Source organism: Ornithinibacillus xuwenensis, assembly GCF_039614845.1.
Classification (GTDB): domain Bacteria; phylum Bacillota; class Bacilli; order Bacillales; family Amphibacillaceae; genus Ornithinibacillus; species Ornithinibacillus xuwenensis.
This window is the reverse complement of record NZ_JBDIML010000001.1, coordinates 597,196-615,490: the sequence shown is the minus strand read 5'-3', so window position 1 is coordinate 615,490 and position 18,295 is coordinate 597,196. Positions and strand designations below refer to the sequence as shown.

Here is an 18,295-nt window from a genome sequence, read left to right as displayed (position 1 = left end):
GCTTAAAACAGCTTTAATGTATACGTGACAAATCGTTAGCATCTCTGAAGAAAATCCTCTTCCTCACAATACTTACAACATCCACTAGTTTTTATTTAGCATAATCGGGTAAATAATAAATATATAGTTTTTCACCATATCTTCACATTTTATGGGAATTACTAACATTAGCAAACTAATTTTTTGAGACTAGACGAGGTGATATAGATGGAGAAGCATTCAACTACTCATACCAATCATGAACATCACAATCATGACAATAGTGAACAACATGATCACCAACATCATGGTCATAATCACAGTCATATGTTAGATGACTTTAAAAAGCGTTTTTACATCTCATTAATTTTCACTATTCCAATCCTAATTTTGTCACCAATGATTCAATCTTTCTTAGGGATTGAATGGCGATTCTCCGGCGATCAGTATGTATTGTTTATTCTAGCGACATTCATATTTATTTATGGTGGATTACCTTTTTTAAAAGGATTAAAGGACGAATTGAAGGAAAAAAATCCTGGTATGATGACGCTTATTTCATTGGCGATTATTGTTGCTTATGTCTACAGTTCGTTAACTGTATTTGGTTTGTCTGGCAAGAACTTTTTTTGGGAATTAGCGACTCTTATTGACATCATGTTACTTGGGCATTGGATCGAAATGCGTTCTGTAATGGGTGCCTCAAATGCACTTGAGGAATTAATAAAAATGATGCCCTCAGAGGCTCATTTAGTTGATGAAAATGGAGATGTTACAGATGTGCCTATTTCTGATTTAAAAGAGGGAGATCATGTTCTTGTAAAACCTGGAGAGAAAATTCCTGTTGATGGCGCCATCGTTAAAGGCCATTCATCCATTGATGAATCTATGTTAACGGGTGAATCTGTTCCAGTGGCTAAAGAAGCGGAGGACGAAGTAATTGGTGGTTCTATTAACGGCGAAGGATCGTTGACTGTTTCCGTACTTAAAACAGGTGAAAAGAGCTACTTATCTCAGGTAATAACAATGGTTAGAGAAGCACAAGAGTCTAAATCTAAAACACAGGATTTATCTAACCGAGCAGCTAAATGGTTGTTTTATGTTGCATTAGTTGCTGGGATTACGACATTGCTCATATGGCTTTTGTTAGGGTATGAGTTCAACTATGCACTTGAGCGAATGGTCACTGTAATGGTAATTGCTTGCCCTCACGCCTTGGGGTTAGCAGCCCCTCTAGTAGTAGCTAGATCTACTGCATTAGCAGCGAAGCAAGGACTACTTATACGAAACAGAGCAAGCTTTGAAGATGCAAGAAAACTTCAAACGGTCGTTTTTGATAAAACTGGAACACTTACAGAAGGTAGATTTGGGATTACGGATATGGAAATAGAGGAAGGGATTAATCAAGAGGAAATCATGATGCTAGCTGGCTCTCTGGAAGCACAATCCGAACACCCTATCGCACGAGGTATCGTAGAAGATGCAAAACAAAGAAATATTAAATTGAAGTCACCAGAAAACTTTGAATCACTCACAGGAAAAGGACTTCAGGGAATGGTGGAAGGAAAAGACATTAAAATTGTTAGCCCTGGATATATCAAGGAACAGGGTATTGAATATCAAGTCGACAAATTCCAAGACCTTTCCAAACAAGGAAAGACAGTCGTGTTTGTGTTAGTAGAAAACAAGCTGGCAGGTATGATTGCGCTTGCTGATAAAATTAGACAGAGTGCTAAACATGCTATTAGCGAACTGAATTCTCTAGAAGTAAAGTCGATGATGTTAACAGGAGATAATCGTCAGGTTGCTAATTGGGTTGCAACTGAATTAGGACTTGACGATGTATTTGCAGAAGTATTACCACATCAAAAAGCGGATAAAATTAAAGAATTGAAACAAGAGGGCTTCAAGGTTGCGATGACAGGTGACGGTGTTAATGATGCACCTGCTCTAGCAAATGCAGACTTAGGTATTGCAATAGGGGCAGGAACGGATGTTGCAATGGAGACGGCCGATGTTGTTTTGGTTAAAAGTAATCCAAGTGATGTGGTATCAATCATCTCGCTTTCAAAGGCTACTTATCGAAAAATGATTCAAAATTTATGGTGGGCAGCAGGGTATAATATTGTAACAATACCACTTGCAGCAGGAGTATTATCACCAATTGGAATCGTATTAAGCCCAGCTGTAGGTGCTGTTTTGATGTCGTTAAGTACAGTAATAGTTGCAATCAATGCACGATTTCTTAAAGTGTAAAAAAATGTCTCAATTGGCTTCAAGATTTTGTTTAAGATTGAATAAACCATGAATCGTTACTATATACCTATGATGATCTCCATAACATTGTAAGATACGAATAAATAAATTATTAATAGTAAAAAATATCTCTGAATAATAATATGGAGGTTGAATTATGGGAGTTTTGACAGGTTCTTCAACAAATATGGATAGCTGTATTGATGCATGTATAAAATGTGCGAGAGCATGTGAGGAATGCACAACAGCATGTTTGCAAGAACCAGATGTACAAGCAAGGATTAAATGTATACAAGGATTAAATGATTGTGCTGAAATGTGTTTTCAAGCAATTGCTTATATGTCTCGAAATAGTCCTAGTGCCAAACAGTTTTGTCAACTTTGTGCCGAGATGTGTGAGACATGTGCAACTGAGTGTGAGAAGTTCCAGGATACCCACTGCCAAGAATGTGCTAAAATTTGCCGTGAATGCGCAGAAGCATGCAAAAATATGGCTTAATAATGATCCCCAACAGATATATCACGTTGGGGATCATTATTTTTTGTTCATACAATGGTTAGCTTGCATGTTGAATATGGATATATGATGGATTTGTACTTTTACTTATCCTACTTATGATACTGACGGTACATAACACAACAATTCAATTATTTTTGATGCACCCTTTTATGCGTTTTCAAATTAGTAAAAAGTATTCAAATGGTTATCAATACTTTTAAATACTAAGATAATGCTTAAGATTTTTGATAGATGGACCAATTGTAGGCATATTGCATAGGATAATTCTGTAAAAATAAAAAGGAAGTGAAATCATGTACGCTGTACCTTGTATGTATTGGAATCCATATGTTACAAACGGAACATTTCGAAGCTATCCAAGTCAGCCACAGTATTGGAATACAGTTCAAAATCATGCCTATCTAAATCCTTATTATTACCAACAAATTCCTTATAGGCAAGAGTTTAATATGGATTTTGGAAAGATATTGGTTTAGAGGTTCATCCGGATGTAGATCAATTTCTTCGTATTGAGGAAGGAAGAGCACTTGTACAAATGGGTGACTCCCAGCAAAATTTGGACTTTGAAATGATGGCCTCGGAGGATGATGCGATCATGGTTCCTGCTGGGAAATGGCATAATCTAACTAATAAGGGTGAAAAGCCATTAAAATTATATACGATATACGCTCCTCCAGAGCATCCATTTGGCACAGTACATCGAACAAAGGCAGATGCGATGGCTGCGGAGGAATATTCCTAATTAAAGAAGTCGTTCCCTTATGTTCACTATAGGGGAAACGACTTCTTTTATGAAATATAAGCCTACACGAGAATAATAAATGTGAAAGGCAAACACAATTCCTACAGTACTTTAGTTTAATTCACTATGAATTTCTTTGTAACTTGCTAGAGTAAGAGATTTATTTAGTAATTTATGATTGGTTCACTTATAATCAAAATATGATTCTTACATAATGTTGGAGGAAAATGATGAAAAAAATGATAGTAATTGTTCTTACGGCCGTTGCTGCAATAACAGCAGTCATAATACTAAATAATACAGATGCTAAAGCGGATAAAGTCATTTATGTAGCGCTTAATGGAGATGATGAAAATAATGGTACGAAATCGAAGCCTTTTCGTACACTTGAGAAAGCCGCTTCTGTCGCCCAAGCAGGAACGACTGTATACATAAGAGAAGGAACGTATCATGAAAAACTAGTTGTAAAACATAGTGGAACAGACTCAAATCCTATTATTTTTAGTGCATATCAAGATGAAAAAGTAGTCATAAGCGGAAGTAATCATACAGAATCTGATGGGGATACAGCGTTAATTACAATTGACGATAAGAATAACATTTCAATTTTTGGATTATCAATACAGGATCTATCAACCAATTTATCAGATGAAACAGTTATTGGCATTTATGTAACTGGTTCTAGCAGTCATATTACATTAGAAAATAATCATGTTCATGGAATAACAACAAATTCAGAAAATGGCAATGGTCATGGAATTGCAATATATGGTACTGGTGAAATGAACGATATCAATATTGTAAATAATATCGTTGAAGAGTTAAAACTTGGTTCAAGTGAAGCAATTGTGCTTAATGGAAATATTAATGGTTTTACGGTAAATGGTAATACTGTTCGACGAAGTGATAATATTGGAATTGATATGATTGGTTACGAGGGTATTTCAAAGGATAAGGAACACGATTTTGTTCGTAATGGAATGGTGAAGGACAATGATGTTTATGAGATAAGCTCTTTTGGAAATCCAGCATATGGCGAAGAGTACTCTGCAGCAGGGATTTATGTAGATGGTGGGAAAAATATATCCATCGAAGGAAATACTGTATATAAAAATGATATCGGAATCGAAGCTACATCTGAGCATTCTGGAAAATCCGCTGATAATATTACCATCACAAACAATGTTGTTTATCATAATTATTATACTGGAATATCAATTGGAGGGTATGATGAAAATAGGGGTGGTACTAAAAACACCACAATCGCTCACAATATTATGTATCGAAATGATACAGAGGGTTTAGAGGGAGGACAGCTATTATTACAGTATAATACACAATATAACAGTATAGAAGGTAATATCCTAACTGCTGGACCGTCTCGTATATTTATTGCGAATTACTTTACAGCTAACAAGGAAAATGAATTAAAGAATAATGTTTTTCATTCTGAAGAAGGAAAAGAAGGAATATGGGTATGGAAAGACGAAGAATATCGTTCGTTCTCTGAATTTCTTGAAGCATCAAATGGGGATGAGAGTTCTCGTTATATCGATCCAGAATATCGAAATGAGAAAACATTTGATTTTGATCTTATAGAAGATTCACCTGCAAAAGAAATTATCGAATGATATCCATCATACATGTTGAGATAATAATCAATTATACAGGCTTAGGATAGCAAAAGTAGAGAAGGTGGTCATCGCATTGAACGCCTTTTTTATGATACTTGCGGAATATTATGCTAGCATCTGAACTAGTATAAAACTTGCAAGTAAGTTTCATGAAAGAGATTACCAATCATAAAACCTAGGAGGAATAGTGATGGAAAGTGAGTTAGAAAGAGCTATTAACCTACGAAAAACTGGAAACCGTAAAGAGTCGAATGAAATACTCATTCGATTGGTACAGTTGTACCCTGAACATCCATCTATTAACTATCAATGTGCTTGGAGTTTTGACTTGTTAGGTGAAGAAGCTAATGCAGTACCCTATTACGAACAAGCCATTGAGCTTGGATTACCACGCGAGGAGTTAGAAGGAGCATTATTAGGATTAGGCAGTACATATCGAACGCTTGGAGAATATAAACAATCAAAAAAAGTCTTTCAAAAGGCTATGGAAGCTTTTCCGACGAATCGAGCAATTCAAACATTCTATGCCATGACCTTATATAATCTCAACGAGCATCATAAAGCGATGGAGCTGCTATTAAAATGTTTAATCGATACCACAACTGATGATAAACTATTAAGCTATCAAAAAGCCATTGAATTCTATTCGAATAAATTAGATGTAACTTGGAAGTAAATGATGTTACAACTGAAACAATATTTATAGTAAAATCAAAGGTAAGGATATTCTGTTATGATGAATACATATTAATGATTCGTGTGCACACACTTCATCGGTAATAAATCTTTATGTCTTTAGGAGGGTTTCACATCCAAAGGAAAGTAATTGGAATCGGCGTATTAGTATTCGCTATGTTGACCTTGCTATATATGATAATGAATGATTATGATGCTTTAAATCTTGCAACTCAGAGAATCTCAGATGAAATTGGTATGCTTTCATTTCGAATAGCGGTATGGGCTTATCTTTTCGGTATTTTATCAGAATGGAGAGCTATTCAGCAGCTTATTAATAAAGAAATAAAGGTAAATTTAAAACTACTTATACCTTCTTTATTCTTAACGACCTTAGTCTTTATCCCAAACATATATTGGCTTAAATGGTTTGGTTCACCAATGCCAAAACTAGAACATCTCTTCATTAATATATTTATTATCCCAGAAACACATATGGTTGTTTCTGTATTAGCTGGAATCCTATTTATCCGGTCCTTTACTAAGAATTAATAGTAGAACTGACTAGCGTTGGTTAAAATTAGCTAACATTATTAGAAACGAACGTTTACAAAAATTCGCATTAAAAATAGTTACTAGAATTAAGAGAATATGAGGATGGAATAAAGAATATAGATAAATTAACTGATATTAACAATAACTAGTGAAGGAGATTCTCTTTGAAACATCTAATTTTGGGTATCTTATTAATTATGATTATCCTCATTATTCTGTACTTTATGACTAGCTCTACTCCTTAAAATTATATTTTGGCAATATTTACAAAAAGCGATCTTAAGATCGCTTTTTTGTTTGGGTATAAAAGAATTAGTAGTCTTTATTAACAATTATTAACAGTAATTAAATAGTAGATTAATAGTCATACAGCATAATAGATATAAAGCATGATTATTATGAACTAGAGGAGGAATAGAAGTGAAAAAATTATTATATGGCCTTACGCTTGCTTTGTTAATTGTTGTTGTAACAGCATGTGGTAATTCAGAAGATGCACAGACTAGTGAAGAAGAGACAGAAGGTACAGCTTCTCAAGGAAATTCAGATACAGCAGCAACTAGAACGATAGATACGTTATCAATTGGATTCGTTCCTTCAAGAGAACCAGAAGAAATTATTACGGCAACAGAGCCGTTAAAATCGCTATTAACAGAAGAGTTAGCAGAGTTAGGCTACGATATTGGTGAAGTCGACATAACGGTAGGTACAAATTATGAGGCTGTTGGTGAAGGCTTATCAGCAGGTACCTTAGATGTTGGACTTATTCCTGGTGGTACCTACGTTCTTTATGATGATGGTGCCGAGGTAATTTTAACTTCCACTCGTGCAGGGTTAAGTAACGATTCCAATAATCCAGTCGACTGGAATGATAATAAACCAACTGAACCTTCAGAAGATCAAGTAACTTACTATCGCGCATTAATTATTGCCGGTCCTTCAGAGAAAGGACAAGAACTTGCTGACAAAGTAAACAATGGAGAAGCGTTAACTTTTGAAGATTTAAATAGCGCAAACTGGGCTGTTATGTCATCTTCCTCTCCAGCTGGTTACATTTATCCAGCAATTTGGTTAGATGAACATTATGGCAAAACCATTACCGATCTTGAAAATGTAGTACAAGTAGATTCCTATGGTAGTGCATTTGCTCGCCTAGCGTCTGAACAACTTGACATAATGGTTACATATGCAGATTCAAGACGTGACAATGCAAATTCTTGGAAGAATGATTTTGAAAGAGATGCTTCAATTTGGGATGAAACCAATGTCATTGGTGTCACAACTGGTATCTATAATGATACGATAAGCGTCAGTAAAAATGCGGAAAATATGAATGAAGACCTGAAAACAGCTATCCAACAAGCATTTATTAATATTGCTCAAACGGATGAAGGAAAAGAAGTCATATCCATTTACAATCATGAAGGATATCAAGAGGCCGCTTCTTCGGATTACGACAATGAAAGAAAAGCACAGGAACTGGTGCAAAGTTTAAACTGATAGCGTTTACATCATCTATATTACTTTAAAAAAATGAGAGCATCCATGATGTTCTCATTTTCACAAGAATGGGGATTATCAATGATAGAGTTTATTAATGTCAATAAAACATACACCAATAATATAAAAGCATTACAAAACATTAACTTAAAAATCAATCAGGGTGAATTTGTCGCCATCATTGGATTATCAGGTGCTGGCAAATCGACATTGCTTCGGTGTATCAATCGAATGCATGACATTACTAGCGGTAAAATTATGATGAATCAGGTGGAGGTTAATGCCATTAGAGGTAGTGACGTCCGAAAGCTTCGTAAGCGAGTCGGGATGATCTTTCAATCCTTTAATCTCATTACTCGTACTACCGTATTAAAGAATGTGTTAGTATCATTTGTCCCTGAGCTAACACTTTGGAGAAAAGTAACAGGTGTATTCACAAAAGGTCAGAAGATTAAAGCACTGACTGCATTGGACCAAGTTGGGATACTGGACAAAGCCTATGTAAGAGTCAATCAATTATCAGGTGGCCAGCAGCAACGTGTTGCACTTGCTCGGACGTTGGCTCAAAACCCAGAAATAATTTTAGCGGATGAACCGATTGCCTCTCTTGACCCTGTTACATCTAGGCATGTGATGGATGATTTAAAACGCATTAATCAAGCAATGAATATATCTGTCATTATGAATATTCACCATGTCGAAATAGCTTTAGAATATGCCAATAGAATCATTGGCGTACGAGAAGGACAAATAATATTTGATGGAAATTCTACAGAGGTAACACCAGTTGTTCTAAAACATATTTATGGGGACTCAACTGAATACAAAGTCAATGAAAACACAGGAGAGACCGCTTATGTATGACAAAATATTTTCACCGAAAAAACTAACGTTACCAAATGGAAAGGTTGTCCAGGAGAAAAAGTCGAAGGCAGTTTTCATTATTATAGTTGTTCTAATTGCTACATATATATCGGTCCAAGCTACTAGCTTTGAAGCAAAGGTGTTAGCAGACCGCTGGCAGGAATTTTTTGTCATAATCAATGAAATGATTCCTCCTAAGTGGGATTACTTCGGCCATATTTGGCAGCCGCTCCTAGAAACCATACAAATGTCCTTACTTGGTTCATTATTAGGTTCGCTAGCTGCTATTCCGGTTGCTTATCTTGCATCATCCAACATGATGAAACATAAACTAGTAGTTTTCGTGGCTAAACTTCTGTTAAGTATTATACGAAAGATTCCTACACTAGTAGCTGCATTAATTGCTACATTCATCTTTGGTTTAGGAACATTAGCTGGAACAGTTGCGATATTTTTGTTCACAATATCTTATGTAGGGAAACTACTATACGAACAAATCGAAAATGGAGAAATGGGTAGTTTTGAAGCAATGGAATCACTCGGTATGTCCAAAATACAAGCATTCCGGTATTCGATAATACCACAGATCTTACCAAACTACTTATCTACGTCTTTATTTTGTTTCGAGGGGAACGTACGATACGCTGCTATATTAGGTTATGTTGGTGCAGGTGGGATTGGATTACTGATAAACGAAAGCTTAGGCTGGAGAGACTATGCTAGCGTTGGCATGATATTACTTATGCTTATCTTAACAGTATTTGTAATTGAAAAGATAAGTGAACATTTCAGGAAGAAGCTATTTTAAAGGGGTAAACGTACAAATGGATGTCATCGAAAAACAACTCAATAAATCACCTAAATATAATCGATATTTGATTACCGTATCGCTCATTATTCTACTTCTATTTTTATGGTCTTTTTCAACAATTGATAGGAAAGACATGGAAGGAAGCAGTTGGGAAATTGCAACAAGCATCATAAAAGGTATCATCAGTCCAGATTTAGACCTTTTATTAAACCTTACTTCGGAGGGTGTTCTATTTTTATTAGTCGAAACTCTCTCGATTGCATTTTTAGGTACGATTATTGGTGCACTGTTAGCTATTCCACTTGCGTTTCTCTCGGCTTCAAATGTTGTACCTAAGCCAATCGCTTCGTTCACCAAATTTCTATTAATTATCATTCGCACGGTTCCAGCGCTTGTTTATGGTTTAATGTTTATTCGTGTTACAGGACCGGGGCCATTTTCAGGTGTTTTAACAATTTCATTAATATCGGTTGGGATGTTGGCTAAACTGCTTGTTGATGCTATTGAGGATTTGGATACGAGTATTCTTGAAACCATGACTTCGATTGGATGCAATACCTTTGAAAAAATAAGATATGGGATAGTGCCACAGTTATTTGCGATTTTTTTATCAATTATTATTTATCGATTTGATATGAACTTAAGAGAAGCATCGGTTTTAGGTTTAGTTGGTGCAGGAGGAATTGGCGCACCACTTATATTTGCCATGAATGCTTATCGTTGGACAGAGGTTGGAGCTATTCTAATTGGACTAATGCTCTTAATATTACTTGTAGAGTTAATCTCGAATCGTACACGGGCAAAGTTAATAACCGGATAAAAACGTTGATTATCACAGAATGTTAGAGATATAGCAGCATTTACGAAGCGGCCATTCAATTGGTCGTTTTTCTTTTGCGAAAATTCAATCATTCAAATGGAATATTATGTTAGTATTATAGAATAGATAATTAATTTATATATAAATGCGCCAAAAAGAGTTTGTTGCAATTTCACGTAGAGGAACGGTATGAAAAGAGAGGAGAGATCTGGAATGAATCGAAAGAACTTCTTACTTATCTTAGGATTGTTCTTTTTAACTGCTTGTTCATCTAATGGTGATTTTATTGGTACTAAAAAGGTTTATAAAAGTAATGAATTAACCGGATTCGAACGCACGATACAATTCCCAACATATTCACCTTTTAAAGTTGATGATACCGTATTGGAAACCGAATTTAGAGGTCCTGTTGACTTAGTTAATAACAGTGATGATTCAGAAGATGTTGATGGGCTAGAGACTTTTGCTGAGCCCAGGGATCGTAAAAACAAAGAATTTTATGTTATCTTGACGAGATACATGTCAAGGGATAAAGAGAAGGTAATGGAAATCGAGCAATCAAGCACTTCTATTTTTTCTCTTGATAGTATTGCTAATTATGACGAAAATAAGCTAATTGATTTTGGAAAAGGATTGCGTGGCTTCTATATGGCTAATCGCCATGCACAGACGTTTTATTGGGAAGATAGTGGGACCACATTCGGGATACATCTGTATTCTCTTCATAAGGATAAAACTGTGGGAGAACTATATCCAAAAGAAGAAATCATTAAGATAGCAGAATCATTTAAACAGTATAAGTAATCATGATGATTGTAGAAATGTGAGGAGTGACAAATATGCAATATTTAATCCGTGAAATGGTAAGTGAAGATATTGAGCAGGTCCAAGCTGTAGCTAAGAGCAGTTGGAATGCAACATACGAAGGAATAATTCCACGACCAATCCAAGAAAAATTTTTAAACCTAGCATACAGTGACCAAATGATGAAAAGAAGACTTCGAGATTCTCTCCTAATGGTTGCTGTAATAAACCAGGAAATAGTAGGTTTTTGCAACTTTTCTTCAGTAACAGCAAAAGGGGAAGCAGAGTTAGCTGCGATATATCTATATCCAGATTCACAAAGTAAAGGAATAGGAACTGCCTTATTATATGAGGGGATTAAGAATTTACATGGAGTAAAGCATATTTATATTAATGTAGAAAAGGAAAACGAAGTCGGAAGAACCTTTTATGAAGCAAAAGGCTTCAAGGTAATTAAGGAATATGATGATAATTTCGAAGGTCATATTCTAAAGACTGTAAGGATGGTATTGTCATTATAATAAACTTGTTTTAAGGGAGCAATTAAGTATGAACCAAGGCTGCCTATTGAAACATATAGCTAATATAGACGTATGTAATGTAGGGAGGTTATGCGCTTGAAAAACATTATGGGGATACTGTTCCTGACTAGTATGTTCTTTGTCGTTACGGCATGCGGTGGTAATGTGTTTAATGAAGATTCTATCAAGGAATTCGTTATGGAATACAAAACAGACCAATATACAGTTAAAAATCCATCCAATCCGCCAACAGCAGTAGAAATCGGTGAGAGAGTTAAACCATATCTTTCAGAAGAAGAATACAATAGTTTCATGACAAATCGTTACTTCAATATCATTACTGTCGTTGCAAAAAATACCAGAAAGAGTATTGAAGTGCAAGATGTAGTATTAGAAAAGGTAGAGGAAAATGAAGATGGTTCCATTGACTACAACTATACATTACAATTGAAATACTATGACAATCATTTTGAAGACATAATTGAAAAAGAAGGGCAAATGACTATACAACATAACGGTCAATATATTATCACTCGTGATTGGGAAAAACCAAATCAATATGAACAGGATGCCATTTTAAATCAAGGAAATGAAAATTAATCGAGTTATATGAGCGGAAATATGGTTTTCGTATTTCGTTAGTATTAGGAGAATTACCTAACCACGAATTTCTATGGAGGTTTTATATGTTTATCGTAAATGTTGAAGGAGCAATATACCAAAATGGTAATTGGCTTTTAATCCGAAGAAGTGAGAAAGAAGAACATGGGGCTGGTACACTTTCTCTTGTTGGTGGTAAATGTGAAATTGAAGGCACAAGCACAGATATATTGGAAAGAACCTTAAAACGAGAAATATTTGAAGAAGTTGGAATAGAAGTATCCAATTTAAGGTATGTAAATAGTTCTTCATTTGTTGCTAATTCAGGTCAGAATGTCATTGATATCGTGTTCCTCTGCCAACATAAATACGGGGAACCATATGCTAAAAGTACCGAGGAAGTTGATGAGGTATTGTGGATGACCACTTCACAAATTTTGGATCACAGCGAACTGCCATACTTTCTAAAAGATAATATAAAGCTAGCACATAAGCTATTATCGGAGATTTCCTAGTTTACTATAAGATTGTCAGTGAAATTGGAAGGATAAAAAAATGCTCTTTTATATGAAGGATGTAATCTATTTATCGAGTATATGTTTATTGTCACTGTTTCTCTACGGCTGCGGCAATACCGTCACACTTGAGCAATCTAAAGTATAAGGTGAAATGACGTTTGCTCAACGGATTCCAATAATCGCATCATTTGTGATTTGGAGTGTATTCTACTTCATTCAGTTTGCAGGTTCAAACAAAGTCTGGAGACTATCCTGGTTTGGCATTATGATAGTGTTACTTTTCTTTTGGAATACAGGCCTAGGTGCAACCAGTGGAAGAGTGTTAAGTTAATAGTAAATACTTTAAAGTGACTACAGATAATCTTTATAAATAAAAGAATATAGGAGGAACTTGCATGACAAATAAAGATAATAATAATAAGCACTTATCACCAGAACAATGTGAGGAATTAATCCAGAATCTGAAAATACGATTTGAGAATAACATGGTTCGCCATCAAAATATTAAATGGTCTAACGTTCAAGAAAAATTGAAAGCTAATTCAGTAAAACTGTGGTCACTCAATGAAATGGAAAGAACTGGCGGTGAACCAGATGTTGTCGATTATGATAGGGAGAACGACGAATACATTTTTTATGATTGTTCTAAGGAAAGTCCTAAAGGTCGTAGAAGTATTTGCTTCGACCGTGAGGCTCTTGAGTCTAGAAAAAAACATAAGCCAGAAAATAACGCCATTGATATGGCAGCATCCATGGATATTGAACTGTTAACAGAAGAACAATATCGAGCGTTACAGGATCTTGGAAATTTCGATATGAAAACGTCAAGCTGGGTGCAAACTCCTTCTGATATTAGAAAACTTGGTGGTGCACTATTTTGTGATTTTCGCTTTGGGCATGTTTTCGTCTATCACAATGGTGCGGACTCTTACTATGGATCTAGGGGATTCCGAGGTTCATTAAGGGTATAGATAGACAATAAAATCAAGTGATTCTCGTTGGAAAATGGTTCCAATAACTAACTTTCACTTCTTTTTTGGTAGAATGCTAGGAAATTGTCCTACTGTATAGAAGTATAAATAAACCACTGGATAATAGGAGGAGGTGGAAAAATGGTAAGAAGTAAAGTGACAATAATTATTTCATTATTAATATTTGGTGTATGTATGTCTTTATTCTTCCCGTTTCCAAATAACGAAATAATGGATGCTCGAACTATCTTCATGTCGTTTCCAATTCGAAATTATAATGGATACATTATTTGGGGTATAATCGGCTCATTTTTGTTTCTAGTCGCTATGATACTACTTGTCATTGGCTTAAATAAATATCGCTTAAGGGCAGTATTTATTATGGTCATTGTTTATTCATTATTACCAACTTTTCTAACTACAATGTACCAAGAAACCTTGGCAAGTGGGGTAAAAGCAATTTCATACGATGGTAATGGAAATTGCACATTCCAGGAAATTAATGATAATAAAATTAATGGGGAATGTAATCTTGTCCTATACAATCGAAGCAATGAAGCTGTGACATTTGAGCTAGAGTTTTTAGATTCATATTATTGGGGAGATGAAGCACGAACGGAGTCCATAATGAATTTAGCTGGGCCATATCGTATCTCTATTGAAGCGAATCAAAAAAAATCTATTAATTTGAAGGAACTACTCGATTTATCAGATGTTTCTAATCACATTATTAGTGGAACATCAAATAATATCCACCTTAAATTACGTGATGAAGAGATAGAGCGAAAATTATAGACATCCTAATAAGTGAATGCACAGGTAAATGAGTCAAACAATAAAGGCTATTAGAGAAGTGATAGTTTAGATGGTTAGACTACTAGAATATCCTGATTACCCTTCAAGATTGTCTTGCTTATGTGTAGCTAAAACCTATGAAGATGCTTTAAAGTGGAAACAAATTTTTGATTCATATAACCGAAGAGTATTACAGATTGTTAAACTTCGAGTAACTGGAAATTATTTTGAAGGTGAAGGGAATCTCTTACCAAAGGATGATGGAGTTTCTTTTGCTATAAAAATAGAACAGGCAAGAAAATACTGGATGGGCAATGTAAAGAATGAGCTTCCTGAACTATTAATTAATGGATATATTGAAGTAGTAGACATTATTCATAACTTTTCCGATTAAAGTGGAGTTGGCGAACCAAAAAAGTTCTAGTTAATAAATTCTTTTAACACTAGGTTTATGGTAAATGGTTAGATTAAATCATTTTAAAGTAAATAACCTTTACTAACAGGAGGCTAAAAATGGGACTATTAATAGGAATATTATCTATAATCTCAACTGCAGGTGTTCTATATTATATGGGGAAATCTGGTTATGATTGGGGAACCAAAAGGGATGAACTGCAAAATGATAACTAGCTGTACAGTATGTTTACAAAAATATGAGAGTAATAGTTTATTTGAAAAAAGGTGATATTAATGTTGCTAACTCCTCTTGGGCCTATCAGAGTTTTTGTTAATAATAATGAAATAGAATTCTATCCAATTAGATATATCTTGGATAGCCGTTGTTTAAATCTAAATGGTAGATATTTAATTCAGTATAAATACAATCACGATTATAAGATACAAAGAATAAGATGTTGTTTACCTAACATTGCTACCGAAGGAAATATTGAAAGTGGCGAAAGACTTGAAGCAATCTCTTTCTATAAAGATTTTACCAAAGTAACAATAGGAGCAGAGGCTGCATTTGGTTTGGAAGAAGAATATAACTATGACTATAGTGGCAGTTATGTAAGTAATGGAATAGAGTATGAAACAACATTAACAACTAATAATCAAATTTTTCAATTTGGTGTAAGTTGGATCCGCCCCTTCATTGAGGAAAATGAGTATGAAACGGTGTATGGAGCAGAACCATCGATAATGCACTGGAGGAAAAATAAATAACAAAATAAGACATATTTTATATATATTTCTTTTAAGAAGATTCGTTAATAATCCTATACAGCGCGGATGCTGAATTCTCGGGAATAGGCATCAGGAGGATGATAAATTATCTAAAATCAATAAACCTTTTACCTAAGGAGAACGAGCATGAAGCTTGAAAATGGAATAACAGGCTTTTACGAGAGAACCAACGAACAACCCTTTAAAGAAGAAGGAAAGCATTTTAAACAGATATGTTTTAGTCTCATAAATTCTAATAGAGGAAGTGTAATAAAATTTGAGGAACCTAACGGAACAAATTTTTTTAATGTAGAAGTATTAATATCTGACAAAAATACTCATATTCTATTAAATGCGCATTATCCATATATCGCTTTTGCGTCTGATGTACAATTTGAAAACATTGCATTTATTGATGACGTGGAACTAAATAATGTTTTTAAGCCCTATTATAATATCTTAAATACTTATCAACTTAATAAAACGATGGCATCAGTAGAAATGGATCTAAATTCCGCTGAATTGAAACAAATTGATTATTGGAAACCAACTAGAATTGGAGATATTATTTTTAATTACTGGGATTAAGCGTATTTTTAATTAATTCACTAGAGGAAGGGTATTTAGGAACTTTAAATATTAAGCATGCTATAACAAACTAATATTAAAAGGGTGAATTAATATGGCAAAAGAAGCTTTATTAATAGTGGATATGAGCAATGATTTTGTAGCTGCTGATGGTTCATTAACTGCTGGTACGCCTGCTCAAGAGATAGTACCTTATATAGTAAAAATAGCAAACGAATTTTTAGAAATGGGAAACTTAGTAGTTGTAACAATGGATGCACACCAACCAGATGACCCACACTTTGAATTATGGGCTCCACATAATATAGTAGGTACAAAAGGACAACAATTGTACGGAGAATTATATGATTGGTTTCATCATCACAAAGATAATAAGAATCTGATTTATACGCCCAAAACGAATTACAACGCATTCTTTAAAACAGATTTAGCTGACACTTTAAGAAATTTAGGAGTTGAAAAGGTACATACAGTAGGGGTATGTACAGATATTTGTGATTTTTTAACAGTTGCAGGAGCAGACGCAGAAGGCTTTCGTACAGCAATACATAAACGTGGCGTTGCAACATTTACTAACTTGGGAGACACTATGATTAACCATATGAAACTTTGTTTCCATACGGAGATTATTGAATAAGCTCGGGTTATTGAACCTGTTAAAAGTATGACTTTGAATGAGAGGTTGGTTAACTAACTAATTAATAGTCGAGATTAGATATGGAACAGAACAATATCTCCATCCCAAACATAATGATTATAAATATCATAACCAAGATTCCTTTTAAGCAAAGCCATATTCTTCAAAGAAACAGAAGAATATGGCTTTTCAAATGAAAAAGGTAGAGTTAAGGTACCGTATATTTGGATTACTAGTCATTTGTTTAGTAAGATCTTTGGAATAGGCTATTAATAATGAAGTCGTAATAATTTATATGATCTGGCAGAAAAATTGTGGAATTAGAGGGATAACTATTTTGGATACAACAAGGAAAGAGCTGCCGGTAATGCCTAATATAAATAATTACACTTAAAAATGTAAGATATATATTGAAAAATGTAATGTATAGTGTATAATGTAATATATAGATTACATCTCTGGGGGTTTTATATTTGTGGAAAATCAATTAAAAATTGCTCGTGTTAAAGTGAATTTAACACAACAACAATTAGCTGAAAAAGTTGGTGTAACAAGGCAAACAATTAGCTTAATTGAAAAAGGAAAATATAACCCAACCTTAAAGTTGTGTCTTAAGATCTGTTATACCGTTAATAAGTCTTTAGATGAAATTTTTTGGGTTGAAAAGGAGAGTAATAATGATGTCATTACAAAGAATTAACGATGAACGTCTAATTCTGAAAAATTTACAAAATATAAGGGTTGCTTATGCCATTCAGACTCTTGGAATAATTGGTGTATTAGGCTACGACTATATCACTAAAGGTATGGATGGAATGAAAGAAAATCCATTATGGATTATATTTATAGTATCAACAACTATTTTAGCTTTTTTATCAATGAATATTAGTGTAGATTACGAAAACAATAAAAAATCCCCCAAAAGAGGTTTCGTTATTTCAATTGTCGTGCTGACACTTATTTGTACCAGTATTGGTTTCTTTACAGCGTTAAGTGAAGGTTTTACTGTAATGGATGGTGTGTTTATTGGAGGGATATTTCTTATTTGTGGAATGGTTCCTTTCCTCTTTTTATTTGGCATTAGGAAAAAGCGAAGAGATGAATTTTCAGATGACGAATAAACGTACCAGTAAAAAAATTCTTTGAAGTTACTTTATAGAGATAGAACAATGTCAATTTAGTAAATTCAAGTACTGAGATAAAGTATAGAGAAATATTTAAACCATTTGCGAATTCATTTAGTGACTCGCAAATGGTTTTTTAACATTCTAGTTCTTAACTAGATAGTCGATCATGTATTTCCTATTTCCTCAAAAAATCGGTCAACTTTATGTTATCTTT

Annotated in this window: 22 protein-coding genes and 1 pseudogene; all 23 read left to right on the top strand. The window is 34.3% G+C overall.

All coding sequences use genetic code 11. The annotated features are described in order from the left end of the window. Window positions 1-207 precede the first annotated feature (207 nt). The 23 genes and pseudogenes from ABC228_RS03665 to ABC228_RS03555 all read left to right on the top strand — a co-directional run bounded on the left by ABC228_RS03665 (window position 208) and on the right by ABC228_RS03555 (window position 18,075). Window positions 208-2,235 carry a heavy metal translocating P-type ATPase gene (locus tag ABC228_RS03665; RefSeq protein ID WP_345823725.1) on the top strand — a complete coding sequence of 676 codons (2,028 nt, stop codon included), beginning with the start codon at window positions 208-210 and terminating at the stop codon, window positions 2,233-2,235. A 157-nt stretch (window positions 2,236-2,392) separates the two neighbouring features. Then, window positions 2,393-2,734, top strand: coding sequence for a four-helix bundle copper-binding protein (locus tag ABC228_RS03660; protein WP_345823724.1), 342 nt, complete (start codon window positions 2,393-2,395; stop codon window positions 2,732-2,734). Between the two features lie 314 nt (window positions 2,735-3,048). Continuing rightward, the gene (locus ABC228_RS03655; protein ID WP_345823723.1) at window positions 3,049-3,231 is read left to right on the top strand and encodes a hypothetical protein; all 183 of its coding nucleotides are present in this window, start codon (window positions 3,049-3,051) and stop codon (window positions 3,229-3,231) included. Then, window positions 3,222-3,497, top strand: coding sequence for a cupin domain-containing protein (locus ABC228_RS03650; RefSeq protein ID WP_345824157.1), 276 nt, complete (start codon window positions 3,222-3,224; stop codon window positions 3,495-3,497). The genes ABC228_RS03655 and ABC228_RS03650 overlap by 10 nt, the downstream gene beginning before the upstream one ends. Before the next feature lie 230 nt (window positions 3,498-3,727). Continuing rightward, the gene (locus tag ABC228_RS03645; RefSeq protein ID WP_345823722.1) at window positions 3,728-5,128 is read left to right on the top strand and encodes a right-handed parallel beta-helix repeat-containing protein; all 1,401 of its coding nucleotides are present in this window, start codon (window positions 3,728-3,730) and stop codon (window positions 5,126-5,128) included. Between the two features lie 193 nt (window positions 5,129-5,321). Next, on the top strand, window positions 5,322-5,807 hold the full coding sequence (locus tag ABC228_RS03640) for a tetratricopeptide repeat protein (protein ID WP_345823721.1): 486 nt from the start codon (window positions 5,322-5,324) through the stop codon (window positions 5,805-5,807). A 113-nt stretch (window positions 5,808-5,920) separates the two neighbouring features. Then, window positions 5,921-6,358 carry a hypothetical protein gene (locus ABC228_RS03635; RefSeq protein ID WP_345823720.1) on the top strand — a complete coding sequence of 146 codons (438 nt, stop codon included), beginning with the start codon at window positions 5,921-5,923 and terminating at the stop codon, window positions 6,356-6,358. 423 nt (window positions 6,359-6,781) lie between these two features. Then, entirely contained in the window at window positions 6,782-7,861 is a 1,080-nt protein-coding gene (locus ABC228_RS03630) for a phosphate/phosphite/phosphonate ABC transporter substrate-binding protein (RefSeq protein WP_345823719.1), read from the top strand. A gap of 81 nt (window positions 7,862-7,942) precedes the next feature. Next, complete coding sequence (gene phnC, locus ABC228_RS03625; RefSeq protein ID WP_345823718.1) at window positions 7,943-8,725, top strand: phosphonate ABC transporter ATP-binding protein; 783 nt, start codon at window positions 7,943-7,945, stop codon at window positions 8,723-8,725. Beyond that, complete coding sequence (gene phnE / locus ABC228_RS03620; protein WP_345823717.1) at window positions 8,718-9,533, top strand: phosphonate ABC transporter, permease protein PhnE; 816 nt, start codon at window positions 8,718-8,720, stop codon at window positions 9,531-9,533. The genes phnC and phnE (ABC228_RS03620) overlap by 8 nt, the downstream gene beginning before the upstream one ends. Before the next feature lie 16 nt (window positions 9,534-9,549). Continuing rightward, window positions 9,550-10,356, top strand: a complete 807-nt coding sequence (gene phnE / locus ABC228_RS03615; protein ID WP_345823716.1) for a phosphonate ABC transporter, permease protein PhnE — start codon at window positions 9,550-9,552, stop codon at window positions 10,354-10,356. A 213-nt stretch (window positions 10,357-10,569) separates the two neighbouring features. Next, window positions 10,570-11,160 (top strand): hypothetical protein, encoded by a 591-nt coding sequence (locus tag ABC228_RS03610; protein WP_345823715.1) that lies wholly within the window; start codon window positions 10,570-10,572, stop codon window positions 11,158-11,160. Between the two features lie 35 nt (window positions 11,161-11,195). Next, window positions 11,196-11,681: a GNAT family N-acetyltransferase gene (locus tag ABC228_RS03605; RefSeq protein ID WP_345823714.1), complete on the top strand. Its 486-nt coding sequence runs from the start codon at window positions 11,196-11,198 to the stop codon at window positions 11,679-11,681. Window positions 11,682-11,777: 96 nt separating this feature from the next. Next, a complete protein-coding gene (locus tag ABC228_RS03600) occupies window positions 11,778-12,281 on the top strand; it encodes a hypothetical protein (protein WP_345823713.1) in 504 nt (167 codons plus the stop codon). Window positions 12,282-12,367: 86 nt separating this feature from the next. Continuing rightward, entirely contained in the window at window positions 12,368-12,796 is a 429-nt protein-coding gene (locus ABC228_RS03595) for an NUDIX hydrolase (RefSeq protein ID WP_345823712.1), read from the top strand. 398 nt (window positions 12,797-13,194) lie between these two features. Beyond that, on the top strand, window positions 13,195-13,770 hold the full coding sequence (locus tag ABC228_RS03590; protein WP_345823711.1) for a DUF4256 domain-containing protein: 576 nt from the start codon (window positions 13,195-13,197) through the stop codon (window positions 13,768-13,770). A 141-nt stretch (window positions 13,771-13,911) separates the two neighbouring features. Continuing rightward, window positions 13,912-14,565 (top strand): hypothetical protein, encoded by a 654-nt coding sequence (locus ABC228_RS03585; protein ID WP_345823710.1) that lies wholly within the window; start codon window positions 13,912-13,914, stop codon window positions 14,563-14,565. A 28-nt stretch (window positions 14,566-14,593) separates the two neighbouring features. Next, window positions 14,594-14,959: pseudogene (locus tag ABC228_RS03580) on the top strand (DUF2441 domain-containing protein); the annotation flags it as partial. Between the two features lie 296 nt (window positions 14,960-15,255). Next, entirely contained in the window at window positions 15,256-15,729 is a 474-nt protein-coding gene (locus ABC228_RS03575) for a hypothetical protein (RefSeq protein ID WP_345823709.1), read from the top strand. A 147-nt stretch (window positions 15,730-15,876) separates the two neighbouring features. Beyond that, window positions 15,877-16,317, top strand: coding sequence for a hypothetical protein (locus tag ABC228_RS03570; protein WP_345823708.1), 441 nt, complete (start codon window positions 15,877-15,879; stop codon window positions 16,315-16,317). Between the two features lie 94 nt (window positions 16,318-16,411). Beyond that, window positions 16,412-16,954 (top strand): cysteine hydrolase family protein, encoded by a 543-nt coding sequence (locus ABC228_RS03565; protein ID WP_345823707.1) that lies wholly within the window; start codon window positions 16,412-16,414, stop codon window positions 16,952-16,954. 475 nt (window positions 16,955-17,429) lie between these two features. Continuing rightward, on the top strand, window positions 17,430-17,654 hold the full coding sequence (locus tag ABC228_RS03560) for a helix-turn-helix transcriptional regulator (RefSeq protein ID WP_345823706.1): 225 nt from the start codon (window positions 17,430-17,432) through the stop codon (window positions 17,652-17,654). Then, window positions 17,632-18,075 (top strand): hypothetical protein, encoded by a 444-nt coding sequence (locus ABC228_RS03555; protein ID WP_345823705.1) that lies wholly within the window; start codon window positions 17,632-17,634, stop codon window positions 18,073-18,075. Before ABC228_RS03560 ends, ABC228_RS03555 begins: the two co-directional genes overlap by 23 nt. The last annotated feature ends 220 nt before the right edge of the window (window positions 18,076-18,295 follow it).